Annotated in this window: 13 protein-coding genes; 3 read left to right on the forward strand and 10 right to left on the reverse strand. The window is 70.1% G+C overall.

The window, feature by feature from the left end:
* Window position 1: 1 nt before the first annotated feature.
* The 5 genes from modA (A6W98_RS09855) to A6W98_RS09875 all read right to left on the reverse strand — a co-directional run bounded on the left by modA (A6W98_RS09855) (window position 2) and on the right by A6W98_RS09875 (window position 4,203).
* Window positions 2-745, reverse strand: a complete 744-nt coding sequence (gene modA, locus A6W98_RS09855; RefSeq protein WP_042460949.1) for a molybdate ABC transporter substrate-binding protein — start codon at window positions 743-745, stop codon at window positions 2-4.
* 13 nt (window positions 746-758) lie between these two features.
* Window positions 759-1,892 (reverse strand): molybdenum ABC transporter ATP-binding protein, encoded by a 1,134-nt coding sequence (modC, locus tag A6W98_RS09860; protein ID WP_042460952.1) that lies wholly within the window; start codon window positions 1,890-1,892, stop codon window positions 759-761.
* Window positions 1,889-2,572: a molybdate ABC transporter permease subunit gene (modB, locus tag A6W98_RS09865; protein WP_042460955.1), complete on the reverse strand. Its 684-nt coding sequence runs from the start codon at window positions 2,570-2,572 to the stop codon at window positions 1,889-1,891. Before modB ends, modC begins: the two co-directional genes overlap by 4 nt.
* Before the next feature lie 3 nt (window positions 2,573-2,575).
* On the reverse strand, window positions 2,576-3,340 hold the full coding sequence (modA, locus tag A6W98_RS09870) for a molybdate ABC transporter substrate-binding protein (RefSeq protein ID WP_042460957.1): 765 nt from the start codon (window positions 3,338-3,340) through the stop codon (window positions 2,576-2,578).
* Between the two features lie 62 nt (window positions 3,341-3,402).
* On the reverse strand, window positions 3,403-4,203 hold the full coding sequence (locus A6W98_RS09875; protein WP_042460958.1) for a TOBE domain-containing protein: 801 nt from the start codon (window positions 4,201-4,203) through the stop codon (window positions 3,403-3,405).
* A gap of 457 nt (window positions 4,204-4,660) precedes the next feature.
* Here A6W98_RS09875 and A6W98_RS09880 point away from each other — a divergent pair, with 457 nt between their 5' ends.
* From A6W98_RS09880 to A6W98_RS09890, 3 genes are all read left to right on the forward strand, one after another.
* Entirely contained in the window at window positions 4,661-5,107 is a 447-nt protein-coding gene (locus A6W98_RS09880) for a DUF2478 domain-containing protein (protein WP_168161822.1), read from the forward strand.
* Window positions 5,108-5,692: 585 nt separating this feature from the next.
* Complete coding sequence (locus tag A6W98_RS09885) at window positions 5,693-6,439, forward strand: alpha/beta hydrolase (RefSeq protein ID WP_042460963.1); 747 nt, start codon at window positions 5,693-5,695, stop codon at window positions 6,437-6,439.
* 56 nt (window positions 6,440-6,495) lie between these two features.
* A complete protein-coding gene (locus A6W98_RS09890) occupies window positions 6,496-7,716 on the forward strand; it encodes a glycoside hydrolase family 15 protein (protein ID WP_042460965.1) in 1,221 nt (406 codons plus the stop codon).
* Here the strand turns inward: A6W98_RS09890 and A6W98_RS09895 are convergent.
* The 5 genes from A6W98_RS09895 to A6W98_RS09915 all read right to left on the reverse strand — a co-directional run bounded on the left by A6W98_RS09895 (window position 7,695) and on the right by A6W98_RS09915 (window position 17,317).
* Window positions 7,695-8,948 carry a glucoamylase family protein gene (locus A6W98_RS09895; protein ID WP_042460968.1) on the reverse strand — a complete coding sequence of 418 codons (1,254 nt, stop codon included), beginning with the start codon at window positions 8,946-8,948 and terminating at the stop codon, window positions 7,695-7,697. The genes A6W98_RS09890 and A6W98_RS09895 overlap by 22 nt on opposite strands.
* Window positions 8,936-11,188 (reverse strand): glycoside hydrolase family 3 N-terminal domain-containing protein, encoded by a 2,253-nt coding sequence (locus A6W98_RS09900; protein WP_052677998.1) that lies wholly within the window; start codon window positions 11,186-11,188, stop codon window positions 8,936-8,938. Before A6W98_RS09900 ends, A6W98_RS09895 begins: the two co-directional genes overlap by 13 nt.
* Before the next feature lie 40 nt (window positions 11,189-11,228).
* Window positions 11,229-13,154: an ATP-binding cassette domain-containing protein gene (locus A6W98_RS09905; RefSeq protein WP_155734766.1), complete on the reverse strand. Its 1,926-nt coding sequence runs from the start codon at window positions 13,152-13,154 to the stop codon at window positions 11,229-11,231.
* A 554-nt stretch (window positions 13,155-13,708) separates the two neighbouring features.
* Window positions 13,709-15,433: a di-heme-cytochrome C peroxidase gene (locus tag A6W98_RS09910; protein WP_155734767.1), complete on the reverse strand. Its 1,725-nt coding sequence runs from the start codon at window positions 15,431-15,433 to the stop codon at window positions 13,709-13,711.
* A gap of 117 nt (window positions 15,434-15,550) precedes the next feature.
* Entirely contained in the window at window positions 15,551-17,317 is a 1,767-nt protein-coding gene (locus tag A6W98_RS09915) for an ABC transporter ATP-binding protein/permease (RefSeq protein ID WP_168161823.1), read from the reverse strand.
* Window positions 17,318-17,337: the final 20 nt, after the last annotated feature.

Consider the following 17,337-nt stretch of genomic DNA (forward strand, 5'->3'; position numbering starts at 1 on the left):
CCTATTCCGCGCCGAAGCCCGCCGCCTCGAAGGCGGCGCGGCCTTCGGGCGAGGCGAGAAGGGCGATGAAGGCTGTGGCCAGCTCCGGCTCTTCGGCACTGTCCAGCAGGCCGGCGGTGATTTCCTCGGCGGTGTAGCATTCGGGCGGGATCGGCACGAGCGCGATCCGCTCGCCATGGGGCAGTGCGGCCGAGCGGGCCATGATCGCGGCGTCGACATCGCCGGTCGCGACATACATCGCCAGCTGTTGCAGCGTGGTGGCGCGGACGACGGTATTGGCGCGGATCGCCTCGGGATCGCCGCAGCGCGCCATGATCTCGGCGGCGGTGCGGCCGAGCGCCATCGCCTGCGGATCGCCCAGGGCCAGCCTCAGCCCGGGACGGCCCAGATCGGCGATATCGGCGACCTTTGATGCCGCCGCCTTCGATACCCCGATCGCCGCGCCATGGATGCCCAGCGCGACCACGCCCGAGATCCGGCCCTCGGCTTCGAGCTGGTCCGAGAAGAAGCGCGTGCCCGCGATGAAGACATCGCCCCTGCCGGTGGTCCTCGCCCGGGCGAGGATCTGGCCGGTTCCGGCATATTCGATGGCAAGCTCGGCCCCGGTCCGGGCCTCGAAAGCCAGGGCCAGCGGCTCGACCGCGGGGCGGAGCCCGGCGCCGGAATAGACATGGAGCGTTTCGGCCGGGGCGGCGGCGGACAGGCCCAGCCCGAGGATCGGGACGAAAGCGATGGACAGGCGCATGGCGGGGCTCCTTTCAGCGGATGCGGATGCGGATGCGGGCGAGGGCGGGGACGGGCTGCGCGGGCGATTGCGCGGGTTCGGCCAAGGCCACGGCCTTGAGCCGCGCCACCACCAGCTCGCCCGGTTTCAGCGCCAGCCGGTCCCAGGATTTCAGCGAGACCCGCGCCAGAAGTGCAGACCCCCGTCCGTCGGGACCAAGACGCAGCCGCACGGTGATCTGATGCGCGCCCGCGGGCTCGGCCCCCTCGATCCGGGCGGGCAGGGCGTTGAGGATCGTGGTGTCGAGCGGCGCATGCCGCCCGAGGCTGACATCGCTGGCCGGAATGCGCAGCCGCCGCCGCATCCCGTTCGGCCCCAGATCGCCCGGCACGACGACCACGCCGCCCGGCACCCGCACCTCGGACAGCCCGTAGCGCGGATCGCGGCCCACGACCTCGCCGTCGATCACCGCGGCGGGCGCCGGCATGTGGATCAGGGGCAGCGCCGGATCGGCCAGCATCTCGGCCAGGGGCCCGGCGGCGCGGACCCGGCCCGCCTCCATCAGGACCAGCGTATCGGCCAGCCGCTCGACCTGGGCGATGTCATGGCTGACATAGAGCACCGGGATCGACAGCGCGGCATGGAGCCGTTCGAGATAGGGCAGGATATCGTCCTTGGAGAAGCGGTCGAGCGCCGAGAGCGGTTCATCCATCAGCAGCAATTCGGGCTGCGACAGCAGCGCCCGGCCGATGGCGACGCGCTGGCGTTCGCCGCCCGACAGCATCCGGGTCGGCCGGTCGAAGAGCGGCGCGATGCCCAGCAGTTCGGCCACCTCGTCTTCGCCGATCCGAACCGGACCCTTCACCCGGCGCAGTCCGAAAGTCAGGTTGGCGCGGACCGAGAGATGCGGAAAAAGGCTTGCCTCCTGAAACACATAGCCGACGGCGCGGCGATGGGGCGGGCGGAATTGACGCCTCTCTTGCCAGATCTCGCCATTGACCGAAAGCCGGCTGCCGGGCAGGCGCAGCAGCCCCGCGATGGCGCGCAGAACGGTGGTCTTGCCGCAGCCCGAGGGCCCAAACAGCGCGGTGATGCCCTCGCCCGGGGCGGTGAAGCCCGCATCCAGCTCGAAGCCGCCGAGGCGGCCCATGAAATCCGCCTCGATCATCTCCGGCCTCCGTTCAGCCGCCGCTCGATCAGCATCATCGCCAGGATCACCACGAAGGACATTGCCAGCATGCCGCCCGCCAGCACATGCGCCTTGGGCCATTGCAGCGTCTCGACATAATCGAAGATCGTCACCGACAGCACCTTGGTCCGGCCCGGGATGCCGCCGCCGATCATCAGCACCACGCCGAATTCGCCGACGGTATGGGCGAAGCCCAGGATCGCGCCGGTCATGATGCCGGGGCTGGCCAAGGGCAGGGCGACGCTGACGAAGGCGTCGAGCGGTGCCGCGCGCAGTGTCGCCGCCGCCTCGAGCGGGCGCGGGCCCATCGCCTCGAAGGCGTTCCGGATCGGGTTCACGACGAAGGGCAGGGAATAGATGACCGAGCCCAGCACCAGCCCGGTGAAGGTGAAGGAAAGCTGCCGCCCCAGAAGGCCGGTCAGCGGGCTTTGCGGCCCCATCGCGATCAGCAGGTAAAAGCCCAGAACGGTCGGCGGCAGCACGATCGGCAGCGCAACCACGGTGGCGACGATCTCCTTCCAGAGCCCGCCGCCCTGCGCCAGCCACCAGGCCAGCGGCGTCCCCACCAGCAGCAGGACGACCGTGGTGATGCCCGCCAGTTTCAGGGTCAGCAGGATCGTCTCGATCATCGCCGCATCGAAGAGGGGGGACGCCGTCATTGCCTAGTCCTCGGTGCCGTAGCCGTATTTCCCGATGATCGCCAGCGCCTCGGGGCTTTTCAGGAAGTCGAGATAGGCCCGGGCGGCCGCGTTCCCGGCACCCTTCTCCAGCAGCACCGCGTCCTGGCGGATCGGGGTGTAAAGCTCCTGCGGGATCATCCATTTCGAGCCGCTGTCATCGGCGACGACCTGCGACAGCGCGACGAAGCCCAGCTCGGCATTGCCGGTGGCGACGAATTGATGGGTCTGGCTGATGCTCTTGCCTTGCACGATTTTCGGTTCCAGCGTCTCGTAAAGGCCGAGCGCCTTCATCACCTCGACCGCCGCCGCGCCATAGGGGGCGGTCACCGGGTTGGCGATGGCGACATGGGCGAAACCGGGCTGCTCCAGCGCGTCAGAGCTGCCGTCGATGGCCCCGGCATCGGTGCTGTAAAGCACGAGCTTGCCGACCGCATAGGTAAAGCGGCTGCCGGGCACGGCAAATCCCTCGGCCTCGGCCTTTTCGGGGCGGGCCTGATCGGCGGCGAGGAACACCTCGAAGGGGGCGTCCTGGGTGATCTGGGCGTAAAGCTGTCCGGTCGAGCCGAAGCTGTAGGTGACGCGATCGCCGGTGGCTTTCTCGAAGGCCTCGCCGATTTCGGTCGCGGCCTCGGTGAAGTTCGCGGCAACGGCGACCACGGTTTCCGCGGCCCGGGCAGGACTGCTCAGCGCAAGCGCGGCGAGGAGGGCGGCGATGCCGGAACGAAGGGCGGTCGGACGGAATGTCATGGAGGGTCCTTTCCTCGGTAAAACGGTGACTTGGTGAAACGGGGCCTTGGGGGCGGGAGCGGTCAGGGCATCGCCACGATCACGTGGCTGGCCTTGAACAGCGCGGTCGCGGTGCTGCCGATCTCGAAACCGAGCGCCTCGGCGCTTTTCCGGGTGAGGATGGCGGTGATGGTCTTGCCCTCGCCCAGATCGAGCGTCACCTCGCTGTTGACCGGTCCGTCCTCGCGCGCCGAGACGGTGCCGGTCAGCCGGTTGCAGGCCGAGATCTGCGCCGGCGCCTCGCCCGCGGCCAGCATCACGAAGGTCGCCTTGATCAGCGCGAAGACCTCGGACCCTTCGGCAAGCCCCATCTCGGTTGCGCTGCGTTCGGTGATGATGGCGGTCAGGCGATGGCCATCGGTCAGCGCCATGTCGATCTCGGTGCTGACCGCGCCGGGGGTGACGCGGGTCACGGTACAACGGAACGTGTTGCGGGTACTCGTCTGCATCATCAGGCTCCAAAGCGTGTTCACCGCGCCGCCCGGCGCGGCCTTCAATCCGGTATCGATGGCGGCAAAGGTCTTTCCGAGCGCGCCTTCCAGCGTCGAGAAACACGCGATCAGGTCATGTCCGGTGCGCGTCACCCGCGCCCCGCCGCCCGCACGCCCGCCCGGCGCCGCTTCGACCAGCGGATGGGCGAAAAGGTTGTTCATCGAGCCGACCGCATCCCAGGCGGCCTTGTAGGACAGCCCGATCTCGCGCGCGGCACCGGCGATCGAGCCCCGCGCGTCGATTGCCTGCAGCAGCCGGATGCGGTCGCCGCCGACCCGCGGGGCGCCTTCGCGCTGAAGGGTGAGGGCGGCTTTGAGCGATGGGTTTGGCATCGGGCGGGGTCCTGCAAACATGTCTGGCGCTATGTATTTCTACGACATAACGAGCCGCCCCGGATCGGCGCAAGCCTGAACACTAGGAAGGACGGCTTTATAACGGTTTTGAAGGATCTGCCGCCGGATCGGTGCGATCCGCCGCAGGGCCGATGTGAAAGGGCTGATGGAAATCCGGGCAACAGGTCTGGGTGTGCCTGAAAACAAGGCAATTCAGCAAGAAAACCTGTCGGAGACCGCCCGAGTCGCGCCGTTTTCCGGGGGGGCTGGAGGCGGGCGGCGCAACCGTGCCTTTGCTTTTCGCAATGACGAGCTGCCTGCCCAATCCCCGGGCGCCGCGCCCGCCGAGGCAGAGCGGGAGCCTGCATGGGATGGTTGGTGCCGTGATTTCGATATATAGTTCGACTTTATAATGATGGAATGGCCAATGATCGACCGACCCCGCCCGGAGGCCCCGATGATCCAGACCCGATGCTTGCTTGAAGATGCCGATGGCGATGTCGCGGCCCTGACCTTTGTTGCGGGCGAGACCCCCGGTCCGGTGATCGCGGCCTTCCTGGCGCGGCTTTGCAGACAGGGCCGCCGGGTGCTGCGGCTGCCGCAGAGCGGGTGCGACCAGCCGACCGGGGCAGGGGTGCCGGATCTTCTGGCGCTTACCCTCTGCGGCGGCGTCGCGGCCGAACGGCACTGGCGCCCGGCGCTGGTCGCGGCGCGCGCCGCCCGGCGGCCGGTTCTGGTACCGGTGCCTGCGACGCGGTTCGGAGCCTGGCTCGATCTGACCGGCGGCTGCGCCGTGCGGCTGGCCTGCGACCCGGCCGCGCTCGAGGCCTGGTGGCGGGCGCTCGATCGCCCCTTTCCGCTTGAAAGAGGCTTGACCGGCGGGGTCTGCGCGCTCTGGAAATGACCGTCGGCCGGAACGGAGGGGGAGGGAAGGTCCAACGGGGCGACGCCGGCCGGAGCGGTGGCCAATCCCCGGGGCGGCGGGTCGGTCGTCCTCCGCAATGCGGGCCGAATGGCCGTCGGCCATATCCGTCGCAGCCGGACCGGTCCTGCGGCCTTGGGCGGCGGTTTCGGTAATCGCGTGGTGACAGCCTTCCGCCCCGCTGGCGTCGACGCTTGGCATGTCTGTCATGGCAAGGCCTTCACGGCGGATGAAGGGTCGGGCGAGAGCGTTGCCGGGGCGACGGGACCCCGTCGTCGCTTCAGGCCGCCACCTGCCCCGATCCGCCCCGGCCCGATGACCGGCATGCGGAGGAGGCTGGCGGGAACGTCCGGCCAAGGCCTCGGCAGGAAGCGTGCGGTCGGGCAGCGGGTCGGGCTGCCTCCGGTGCGGGCGGGGGCTTGCGACCCGGCAGGCTCAGTCGGCACGGCCTCTTCAGATCCGGCATCTTCTGACAGGCAAGCACGCCGTTTCCCTTTTTCCGCCGATTTCGGAATGCGCCCGCAAGGCGGATCTTGCGGAGATGCCCGGAGGGGTTAGACTCGGAGCATGGACCCTTCCTCTCCCTCCGCTCTCTGGACCGACCGCGCCGAGCGGCTGCGCGCCGACGATCCCGTGCCCGTGGTCATGGCCGACCCCGATATCGCGCCGCGCGGCACGGTGCTTCTGATCCATGGCCGGAACGGCGCGCCCGACCAGGTGCAGATCGCCGTCATCGCCGAGGCCTATCTCGCGCGCGGCTGGCGTGTGGTGGCGCCCGAGCTGCCCAATTCCATCGCGCTGCCGGCCTCCGGGCCGGCCGAGCGGCTGACCATGAACGGGCTGCGCCGCGCCGCGGCCGAGGTCATGGGCTGGACCCGCGCGCGCTGGCCCGAGGCTCCGCTGGCGCTGGCGGGCCACAGCCTGGGCGGCTTTGCCATCGGTCATCTCGGTGCCGGGCCCGGCACGGCCCATCACCTGCTGGCGGCCTCGCCCGTCTTGTCGGGCCCTCGGCTTCTGGCTGCCCGGGTGGCGATGGGGCCGCCCGCCGTCGCCGCGCTCGAACGCGAGGTACCGCTTCTGCGCGCCGAGATGGAGGCCGAGGATGCCGCCCCCGCGCTGGCCCGGGTCGCCTGCCCGCTGGGCGTGATCACCGGGGCCGAGGACGGCATCGTGCCGCTCTCGGATGCCCGGGCCTATTTCAATGCCGCGCCCGACGGACGCTTCTTCGGTGCGCTGCCGGGGCAGAACCATTGCCCCTCGGGCCCTGACGTTGCCGCGATGCTGGACGTGGCGCTGGCCGCGCTCGGGGCTTGAGCCCCCGGCCGGACCCGGATTGGATCGAGACCCGGCGCCGAGGTGCTGCGCGCGCGTTGCGCCGGGCGGTCTCGGCCACCGGGCTGTCCCGCCACCGGACGGGCTTCGGCTGGACGGTGGTGCCTGCGCCGGGGGCGATCCTCGCCTCGACGCGGGTGGCCTCATGGGACCCCGAGCCCGACTATTTCCACCACTGGACCCGCGATGCCGCCATCGCCCTTGCCGCCATCCCAGCGGCAATGGCCGCCGAGCCCGAGGCCGCGGCCTTCTGGCGCCAGGCGGTCGTCGATCATATCCGCTTTTCGCTGGCGATCTCGGACCCGAACCGGCGCGGGCCGGAACTCAACCCGCTGAAAGCCACCGCGACCGGGGCCTTCCGCCCCTATCTGCGCCCCGATGCCGAGCTGGCGGCGCTTGGCGGACCGGCCTGGCTGGCCGAGCCGCGCTGTGCCGCCGATGGCGGACCGGATCTCGAACGCTGGGGGCGGCCGCAATTCGACGGGCCCGCGCTGAGGGCCGCGGCGCTGATCCGGCTGGGCGAACTGATGCCCGAGGCGCAGGGCCCGGAGGCTGCCCGGCTGATCGCGCGCGATCTCGACTTTACCCTTGCCATGGCGGGGGCGCCCTGTCTCGGCCCCTGGGAGGAAGACCCCGCCCGGCGCAGCAGCTTCACGCTGATCGCGCAATGGGATGCGCTGGATCTGGGGGCGCGGCATCTCGGCCGCGCGGATCTGGCCGAGGCCGCTGCCAGGCTCGCAGGGCTGATCGCCGGGGCCGCCGATCCGGTGACGGGCGGCTGGCGCGAAAGCCTCGAGGCGGCGCCCGGTGCGCTCGATGCCGCAACGGTGCTGGCGCTGGTGCAGGCGGGTCGCATCGACGGCCCCTTTGCCCTGACCGCGGTCCGGAGCCGGGCCACCATGGCCGCGCTCGAGGCACTGTTTGCCGGGCTCTATCCCCTGAACCTGGGCCGCGCCGCGCCCGCCTTGGGGCGCTGGGCCGGGGATGTGTTCTTCGGCGGCAATCCGTGGTTTCCGGTGACGCTGGGCTTTGCCGAGGCGCATTACCGGATCGCGGCGGCGACCGGCGAGGCGGCCGAATTCGACCGGGCCGAGGCGCTGATGGCGGTGGTGGAAGACCTGGCGCCCGAGGGCGACGACCTGCCCGAACAGGCCGACCGCGAAACCGGCGCGCCGAGCTCCTGCCTCGGGCTGAGCTGGTCGGCGGCGGCCTATCTTGCGGCGGCGGCGGCCCGCGATCAGGCGCTGGCGTCGAGATAGGGCGCGGCAAAGCCCAGCCGCAAAAGGCCCCGCCGGATCTCGGGCCGGTTCGAGACCAGCCGCCAGATCAGCCCCGAGCGGTGGTTTTCCAGCCCCACCACGATCGGTCCCTGGTCGATGGCCAGACGGCTTTCCGCGACCCAGTCCCCATTCGGGCAGAAGGCGTCGACAAAGCCCGCCTCGCCCCAGATCCGGTCGCCCAGATCGTCATGCAGGTGGCGCAGCACCGGCATCGCCTCGGCAGGTGCATAGGGGAAGGAGGACAGCGCGGCGGTGGGGGTGATGACGCCGGTATCATGGATGGGCGAATGCGCGGCATAGCCCTTGGGGTCGTCGCTGGCCGTGAGGCCCCAGCAATCGGGGCCATAGCCCGCATGGCCCTTGGGGTTTGCCAGGCAATGGGCGCGGTTGACCAGCGCATGGGCACGGGCCTGCAGGCCGTAATCGGCATAGGCATCCTTCAGCCCGCGCGGGTCGATCCCGAGGAAGGGATATTGCGACAGGAACAGCGGCCCGCCCCAGTCGGGGCCGAGCGGCAGCACCGTGCCACCATAGCTGCGCCCGTTGAGAAAGCTGGGCGTCTTGACCCAGCTGTCGTGATAGCTGGCGGGCGGAAGCGGAAAGGTCTCGGACCCGGCGCCCAGAACGAAGACCGGCATCGCCTCGTTCCAGCCCCGGATCGGCAGCGCGTTCCCGGGCCAGGGCCGCTCGGGGTGGCGGTGCCACATCACCGCGCCATCCGCGCGCAGATGCGCGGCCCAGTTCACCGCGTCGTAAAGCGCCTCGATCCGGGCGCCGATCTCGGGCGCCTCGGTGAAGAAGGCGGCGGCGCCCAGAAGCCCGGTCATCAGGAAGGCGGTCTCGACCAGATCGCCGCCATCGTCCCCGGCCATGAAGGGCAGCACGCGGCCGGTCGCGCCATGCAGGAAATGCGGGAACACGCCGTCGAAGCGGTCGGCGGTTTCGAGAAAACCCACCAGCCGCGCGACCCGGTCGAGGATCTCGCGCCGGGGGCGCCAGCCGCGCTCGGCCGCGACGATCTGGGCCAGGAGCCCGAAGCCGGTGCCGCCGGTACAGACCGTGTCCTCGATGTCATAGCCGAAGGCTCCGGCGCTCCGTTCGCGCGCCATGCCGCTGACCGGATGGCTCCAGTCGAGGAAATAGCCGGCCGTCGCCTGGGCGATGCGGTCGCGCAGGGCGGCATCGTCGAGGCCCCGGATCACGCCAGCCATGTCAGCGTCTCCGAGAGGGTGTCGCGGCTGTTCGGCCCGACATGCAGCAGGATCCGGCCCGGGTCGCGGACCCATTCCGCCACCTCGAGCGAGGGCGCCAGCGGGTATTGCGCCATCTCGGCGCCGATCTCGAAGGTGACCTCGCGTTCTTCGCCCGGGGCCAGCTCGACCTGGCGGAACGCCACCAGCCGGCGCGCGGGCCGGGTGATGCGGGCCTCGGGGTCCGAAAGGTAAAGCTGCACCGTCTCGATGGCGGGCCGTGCGCCGGTATTGGTCAGGGTGACGGACAGGCTGACCCGCTCGCCCGGCCGGGCCTCGGTGGCCGAAAGCCGCGGCGGGCCGTAATCGATCTGGGTATAGGACAGCCCGAAGCCGAACGGGTAGGGCTGGCTGTCATCCGCGAGGTCGAGCCAGCCGGTGCGGAACTTGGCGAAACGGCCGGTCCAGGGGCGGCCGGTCGGGTCCTCGGCATGGCTGAGCGGGGTCTGGCCGGGCGCGGCGGGCAGGGTGACGGGCAGCCGCCCCGAGGGCTCGGCCCGGCCGAAGAGCAGATCGGCCACGCCCTCGGGCCCGGCAATGCCGCCATGCCAGGCGTAAAGCAGCGCGCCGCAGTGCCGGTCGATGCCGCCGAGTGCCAGCGCGCGCCCCGCGAAGACCGCGACGACCAGCGGCGTGCCGGTCGTGGCCAGTGCGTCAAGCAGGCGGCGCTGCGGCGCGGGCAGGTCGGGACAAAGCCGCGACGAGGATTCGCCCGCATGTTCCTTGGCCTCGCCCAGAGCGACCAGAACGACATCGGCCGCCTTCGCCGCCGCGACCGCCTCGGCCAGCATGTTGGCCTCGCTTCTGGGGTCGCGGGTGACGGTCTTGCCATGGACGTTCAGCCGCTCGATCAGCCAGTCTTCCTCGACCAGATTGCAGCCCGCGGCATGGCTGGGCGGAGGCCCGGCCAGCGCGCCGACCGCCTCGAGCAGCGGCGTCACATCCTCGGCCCGGCCCGAGACTGACCAGGTGCCCAGCATGTTGGCGCGGTCATTGGCCAGCGGCCCGATCAGGGCCAGCCGGGTGTCGGGGGAAAGCGGCAGAAGCCCGTCATTCTTCAGCAGAACGGCCGAGCGGGCGGCGGCCTTGCGGGCCAGCTTGCGGCCCTCGGCCCGGTCGGGCGCGGCGGGGCTGCCGGTCAGGCCGCGCCAGGGATCGTCGAGCAGCCCCAGCCCTGCCTTGAAGCCCAGCACCCGGGCACAGGCGCGGTCGATCAGCGCGCGCACCCGCTCGGCAGAGAGGGTCAGCCCGGCCTCGGGCGCCTCCAGCCCGGCTTCGGCCAGGGCGGGCAGATGGGTCAGGTAATCCTCGCCCACCATGTCCATGTCGATGCCCGCGGCCAGCGCCCGCAGCGCCACGGTGGCGGGGGCGCCCAGCCCATGCGCGCTGAGCTCGCGGATGCCGGTATAATCCGACACCACCAGCCCGTCGAAGCCCGCCTGGCCGCGCAGCCAGCCCTCGATCAGCGGGCCATGGGCATGCATCGGCAGCTTGTTGACGGCATTGAAGGCGGCCATGACCGAGGCCGCGCCGGCAGCCACGCCATCGGCGAAGGGCGGCAGATAGATCTCCAGCAGATCCTCCCAGGCCAGCGAGGCATTGTCATAGTCGCGCCCCGAAAGCGGCGCGCCATAGGCCACGAAATGCTTGAGGCAGGCGGCAACCCTGCCGGGTGCGGCCGGGTCGGTGCCCTGCAGGCCCCGGGTCATGGCCGCGGCGATGGCGCCTGCCAGATGCGGATCCTCGCCCGGGCTTTCGGCCATCCGGCCCCAGCGCGCGTCGCGGGCAATGTCGATCATCGGCGCATAGACCTGGTGCAGCCCCTCGGCCGAGGCCTCGGCGGCGGCGAAACCGGCGGTGGCCTCGATCAGCGCCATGTCCCAGCTCGCGGCCAGCGCGAGGGGCAGCGGAAAGACGGTGCGGTGGCCGTGGATCACGTCCTCGGCGAAGAAAAGCGGGATCTTCAGGCGCGAACCCGCCAGCGCGCGTTCCTGCAGCGCCTGCGCCGAGGCCAGCGACTTGGTGCCGAAGATCGCGCCGACCTCGCCCGCATCCAGCCTCTTGGCCAGCGGCGTGTCGGTCGCGGCCCCGGTGGTCAGGCCCTCGCCCGCGGCCAGAAGGTTCAGCTGGCCGATCTTCTCGGCCAGCGTCATTTCGGCCATCAGCCGGGCGACGGCATCTTCGCTGGACCTGTTCCCCATGCGGGCCTCCCTTCGCCTCGCCTGCAGATCCGTCCTGCGCCTATTCCGCGGCGTGGCGGGCAGCGGCGAGGCTCGGCGGCATCACCGGCCGGACCCGGCCCACGCCCTGCGCAATGTCGAGCACTGCGCTATAGAAGGGGCGCCCGTCGGGATCGTAGGGCAGGGTTTCACCATGCAGAACCGCGATCACGGCGGTCTTCGGCAATTCCTCGCACAGCGCGTCGTGAAAATCCACCGAGGCGTTCACGTCGAGCGCCGAGGTCGCCTCGTCCAGCAGCAGGATGTCGGGGCGCATCAGCAGGATGCGGGCCAGCACCAGGCGCTGTTTCTGGCCGCCCGAGAACACCGTGCGCCAGGTCTTGCCGTGATAGAGATCGTGATGCATCTCGGTCACGAAGTCCTGAAGCCCGGCGCGGAACAGCACCCGCGCGACCACCAGATCGGCATGCTTCTCGGCCGGATCGGGATAGCAGACCAGCGTCTTGAGGCTCATCCGCTCGGGCAGGTCGGGTTCCTGGCCGGCAAAGAACATGCGCGCGCCCCCGGCCAGGGCGACGCGGCCCTCGCCATAGGGCCAGAGCCCGGCCACGGCCTTGAGGATGCTGCTTTTGCCCGAGCCGTTGGCACCGCGCAGGTAGATCCGGTCGCCGCGGCCGAGCCGCAGCCGCGGCACCTCGACGAAGGGCGTCGCATCGTGACCGCGATGGCAGAGCGCAAGCCCGCCGATCTCGACCAGCGCGTCCTTCGCGTCGCGGCTGCGCTCGAAGCGGCTGATCCCGGTCTCGGCATAGAAGTCCTGCCGCGCCCGCACCCGCTCGACCGCGGCGGCAAGCTCGGTCAGCCGCCCGGCATTGGCCCGCAGCGTCGCGATTTCGGGCATCACGTTGATGAACCAGGACAGATCGCCGATCAGCCCGGCGGTCAGCTCGCTGCTGGCTGCGAAGGTCTTGAAGCTCATATGGCCGGCCATGAAGGCGGGCAGGGCGGGCAGATAGGCCAGCATCCGGTGCGACAGGAAATTGTAGAGATCGGTGAACAGCATCATCCCGGCGCCAAGCCCGTTCTGCCGGCTCCAGGTCCGGTCGAGCGCGCCGTAAAGCCGGGTGTTGATCCGGCGCTGGGCGCGTTCCCCGCGCGAGGCGGCGATCTGTCCGACCCGGTGCAGCAGCCCGCCAAGCTCGCCCCGCCAGGCGCCGTCGCGGCGCTGGCGCTGCAGCTTGAGCCGTTCGATGATGCGCCCGAGTCGCCAGGCGATCCAGGTGATGGCCGGCACGTAAAGCAGGATCAGCCCCGCCACCAGCAGCGCGGTGCCATAGTCGCCCGGCACCAGATCGATGCGCGCGGCGAGGCCGGGGCCGAATTCGGCCTCGATCCAGGCATTGGCCGAGGCGCCCCAGCGGTCGAGCTGCGGCACCGGCTGGCTGCGCTCGATGATCGCGGCCGAGACGAACCAGACCGAGGTCACCGCCCCCCAGAGCCCCATGGTCAGCCCGATCAGCCCGCCGTAAAGCCCGATCGAACATTCGTCGAGCCGCTGGTCGATGGCGTCGGGCAGGCGCGCGCCGCGCGCGGTTTCGCTGCGGTCGCTCATCAGGTCGAAGGCGATGCGTTCATCGGCGAGGATCGCGGCGTCGAAGCGGCCGACCAGCCAGGCCCGGGCGCGGCGGTGCAGGGTCGAGGACAGGAAATGGCGCAGCGCCACGCCGCAGGCGCGGGCGGCATAGATCCCGACCAGGGCGGCGGCGGCCATCAGCAGCACCTCGGCCGGGTCGACGCCCGCCTCGGCGCGGTGGAAATTGGCCAGTGCGGCAAGGAAATCGGCGCTCGATGTCGCGACCCAGACACTGGCCTTGCTCAGAAGCGTCGTCAGCCCGAAGACCACGATCGTCAAGGCCCAGGCCTCCGCCCAGCGGGAGGAGACCCAGTAGGCCGTCACCAGCCCCCAAAATCCCGTCAGTTTACGCACAACCGCTCTCGCCTCGCTCGCGCGCACTTATCCCGTGACGGGCCAGCCGTTTCCGGCGGCCGCCCTGGCAAGGCGCCTCTTATGGTTTGTGTCGCGCCCCTCGAACCGGAGACCCGGGTCCCTTCGCGGCACTGCACCGATTATCGGCGAAAAATGGCCGAAAGTCCAAAAAAATCCTCCCCTGAAAACCTTCACAAAAGGCTACCGGGGCGGCGGGGCGTTGCGGGAAGGCTGGATGGCCGCCCGCAACGCTGGCGCATATCAAGCGGGATTTACGGGGAAAAACATAACCTGTCAGTGCGTTGCTGCGGCATGGCCATCTTTGGGGAAACGATTCTGCGCCCTCGTGGATGTTGCGAATTTATCGCTTACAGGTTGTCAATACCGATCGGTGCCGCGTCTTTGTTCTTGACGCCTTGCGGCCAATGTCCCCGCCCGCCTTTACGCCGAGTCTCGCGCCTGGTTGGCCGCGCGCGCCGAAATGACGGCGCCGCCGGAGGGATCCCGGCGGCGCGTCGGAAGGCAGGGGGCGGCGGCCGGATCGGCCGCGCCGGTCAGATCGACTTGAGATATTCGAGCAGCGCGCGCTTGTCGTCATCGCTGAGCGCCGTGCCGTAATCATGGCCGCAGCGACTGTTGCCGGAACTCAGATCGTCGCAGCCGGTGGTTTCGATCACATGGTCGAAGGCGGTCTGCTCAACCGCCATGCCGACCGCCTCGAGGTCATAGGCCGGCCCCGGCGTGAAGTCGGCGACGCGCTCATCGGGCGGGGTCAGCAGTTCGCGCAGGGTCGGGACCGACCCGTTATGCAGATAGGGCGCCGCGGCCCAGATCCCGTCCAGGACGCGGGCCTCATAGGCGCAGGGCGCGGCCGCGGTTTCCAGCGCGCTGTCGTCACCGCTTCGCGGGAAGGCGCCGCGCAGATCGTCGAATTCGGCCATGAACTTGTCATCCTGCTGCAGGGCGGCCGCGGCACCGGTCGCCTCGAGCCCGCCCGTGACGCGGAAACCGACGGCATGCTGGATGATGGCCCCGATCACCGAGGCGCCGAGCAGATCGAAGGCGGGCGCCTCGGCGCCGAGCGCGTTGCTCGACAGCGGAACCTTGGCGCCTTCCAGCACGCCGGTCTTGGCGGTGCGGGTCAGGATCTCGCATTCGCGCTCGTCGGTGCCCACCGGCAGGATCGGCGTGGCCCAGGTCGCGTGAAAGATCGAGCGGAATGCGCCCTGGCGTTTGCCATGGCACTCGACGCAGCCGCCCTGATCGGTCGGGCGGGCGAAGATTGCGCCGCCCTGTTCGACCAGACCGGCATCGAGCTCCCAGGGCCAGCGCGGCGCGCCGATGTCCCAGATCCATTCCTCCAGCGCCTTCAGCCCGCCCCAGTTGGCCGAGTTGTTGGTGACATAGTCGCGGTTGAACAGAAGCCCCTGTTTCTTGATCGGATGGAACTCGCCGAAGACGCCGTAGACCTCGCCCAGATTGCGCGCGAGCCCCAGCAGGTCGTTGCCGTTATGGGCAAAGCCCGGCCATTGCGTCATGTCCTGGCGCGCCGCGTTCCACAGGAACGGATAGCGCGTCGGCGCATCCGCCAGCATGACGTTCTCGGGGATCAGATAGGCGTCCTCGGGCCTGCCGAGATCGAGCCCGGTCAGCCGGTTGAAGATCATCGAGACCGCGTCGAGCCGGACCGGCCCCCAGCCCGGATCGGGCAGCGAGCGGTCGATGAGGGTATGAAAGCGCAGGCTCCAGGTCTCGAGCTCGGCGCGCAGCCCGGCCCGGTCGCCCGTCTCTCCCGCCACCTTGTCGGCAAAGGCGTCGAAGGTGGCGTCGTCGTCCAGAACCGCCTGCATGGCGGCATCGAGATCGGCGAGGAAGCTCTGGAAATCGACGATGGCCGGGCCGCCATCGATCCGGTAGGCGGTGCCGCGGACCTCGATCTGGCGGGTGTGGCAGGCGGCGCAGGTCATGCCGATGGCGGTGCCGCCCATGCCCTCATTGGTGGTGAACCCGACCGGCAGGGCCGCGCCGTCGTCGCGATCGGGCATCGGCAGATACCCATAGCGCGCCAGCCCGTCGGCGAGGAACGGGGTGCCGTCGGGCTGTGCCAGCGCCTCCATCCAGGCCAGCGGCATGATCCGCGAGCCCTGGTCCTGGGTGTAGAAGGCGGCGCGGAGCGAGGGGCTCCAGCTGTCGCCCTGATCGACGAAAACGGTCTGGGCCGCGACAGGCGCGGCCGCGCCGGAAAACAACAGTGAGAAAATGACGGAGCGCGTGAACATTGATTCCTCCCAAAATAGAATGGGTGTAATCTTCTCATTCATTGCGTGTATCCGCCACGATTTTCCGTAGCGTCAACTTCTGCGTGCCCGCGGGGTCGCGGGGCGACAGATGGCGGCTCAGCCTTCGGGGGCCCGGCGCGGCTGCGGGGCAGGGCGGCCGCTGCCCGGTTCGGCAACGATCTCCACCACCCGGCCGAAGACCGGCGAGGGCGTGGCGCCGTCGCCGATGCCCAGCACCCCGATCCGGGCCATCTGCCCTTGCAGCAAGGCCTCGATCCGGCCCAGCGCTTCGGGGTCGAGCTGGTCCAGCACGTCATCCATCACCAGCCAGTCGGGACCGCGCAGCAGCGCCCGCGCAAAGACCAGACATTGCTTGTCGCTCTCGCTCAGCAACTGGTCCCAGCGCCCCTCTTCGGCCAGCGACCCGGTCAGATGCCCGAGCCCGGTCGCGCTCAGCGCCGCCGCCATGTCGTCGCGGCCGTAGCGCTCGGCCGGTTCCGGATAGCAAAGCGCCAGATCGAGCCGTCCCGGCGGCACATAGGCCCGGGTCGGCATGTACATCACCCGCTCGGGCGCGGGCATCGCCAGACGGCCCTCGGCCCGGGTCCAGAGCCCGGCCAGCGTGTCGAAGAGAAGCGTCTTGCCCGAGCCCGATCCGCCCTGCAGCAAGACCCTGTCGCCCGGGGCGAGGCTTATCTCGGGCGGATCGAGCCGGACGCCCACATGCGGGGTGACGACATGCAGCCCGGAAAGCTCGATCCGCGCGGCGCCCTCGCGCCGGTCGATCCGCGGGGCGCCGTCATCGGCCTCGGCCCGGTCGACCGCCCGGATCGCGCGATGAAAGCTTGCGACCCGGAACAGTGTCGCGCGCCAGGTCGCGATCACCGCGAAATTGCTGACGAACCAGCGCAGCGAGCCCTGGACCTGGGTGAAGGCGCCCGCCACCAGCATCAGCTCGCCGATGCTCATGTCCGAGGTGAAATAGAAGGGCGCGGCCACCAGGATCGGCGCGACCAGCGTGAACCAGCCATAGCCCGCCGTCACCCAGGTCAGGTTGGCGGTGGCCAGGATCACCGCCTCGACGATGCCGACGACCCCGGCAAAGCTGGTCTCGATCCGGGCGGTCTCGGCGCGTTCGCCGCGTTCAAGCGCGATCCGCCCCGCGGCCTCACTGACCCGGACCAGATCGAAGCGCAGCGTGGCCTCGCGCGCGGATTCCTCGGCCCTAAGCGCGACCAGCGGGCGGCCGACGCGCCAGCTGAGCCAGGAGGCGGCGGCGGCATAGAACAGCGCGCACCAGACCATGAAGCCCGGGATCTCGTGGATCTGCCCGGCGAGGGTCAGGGTGAAGCCCTCGGATTTCCGCCACAGCACGCCGATGAAGGACCCCAGCAGCAGCGTCGCCTGAAACAGCCCGATCCCCAGCGCGGCGCTGAGATCGGCCAGCTGGTCGATATCGGCCTGCAGGCGCTGGTCGGGATTCTCGCCGATCTTGCCCGCCCGCGACAGCCTGAGCGCGCGCCCCGGCGCCATCCAGTCGCGCACCAGCGCCCGGAACAGCCCCCGTCTCAGCGTCAGCTTCATGGTCTGGTCAAGCCAGAGCTGGCTTACATTCAGAACCAGCAGGATGCCCGCCAGCGTGGCGAAGACGCCAAGCTGGGTGACGAAGGCCGCCATGTCCTTGCGGGTGAGGGCGTCGTAGAAGGGCTCGTTCCAGGCATTCAGCCGGATCTGCATATAGGCGGTCAGCCCGATCACCGCGACCAGAGCCGCCACCAGCAGCACCGCCCGCCGCCCGAAGCCCGAAGCGCGGAACAGCCCCAGCGTGTCGCGGATCTGGGCCCCGAGCCGGTTCTCGGCTGCGATCTCTTCGCCCCTAGCCAAGGCGGCGCGATCCCTGCTGC

Origin of the sequence: Rhodovulum sulfidophilum DSM 1374 (assembly GCF_001633165.1) — a bacterium.
In the GTDB taxonomy this organism is placed as follows: Bacteria; Pseudomonadota; Alphaproteobacteria; order Rhodobacterales; family Rhodobacteraceae; genus Rhodovulum; species Rhodovulum sulfidophilum.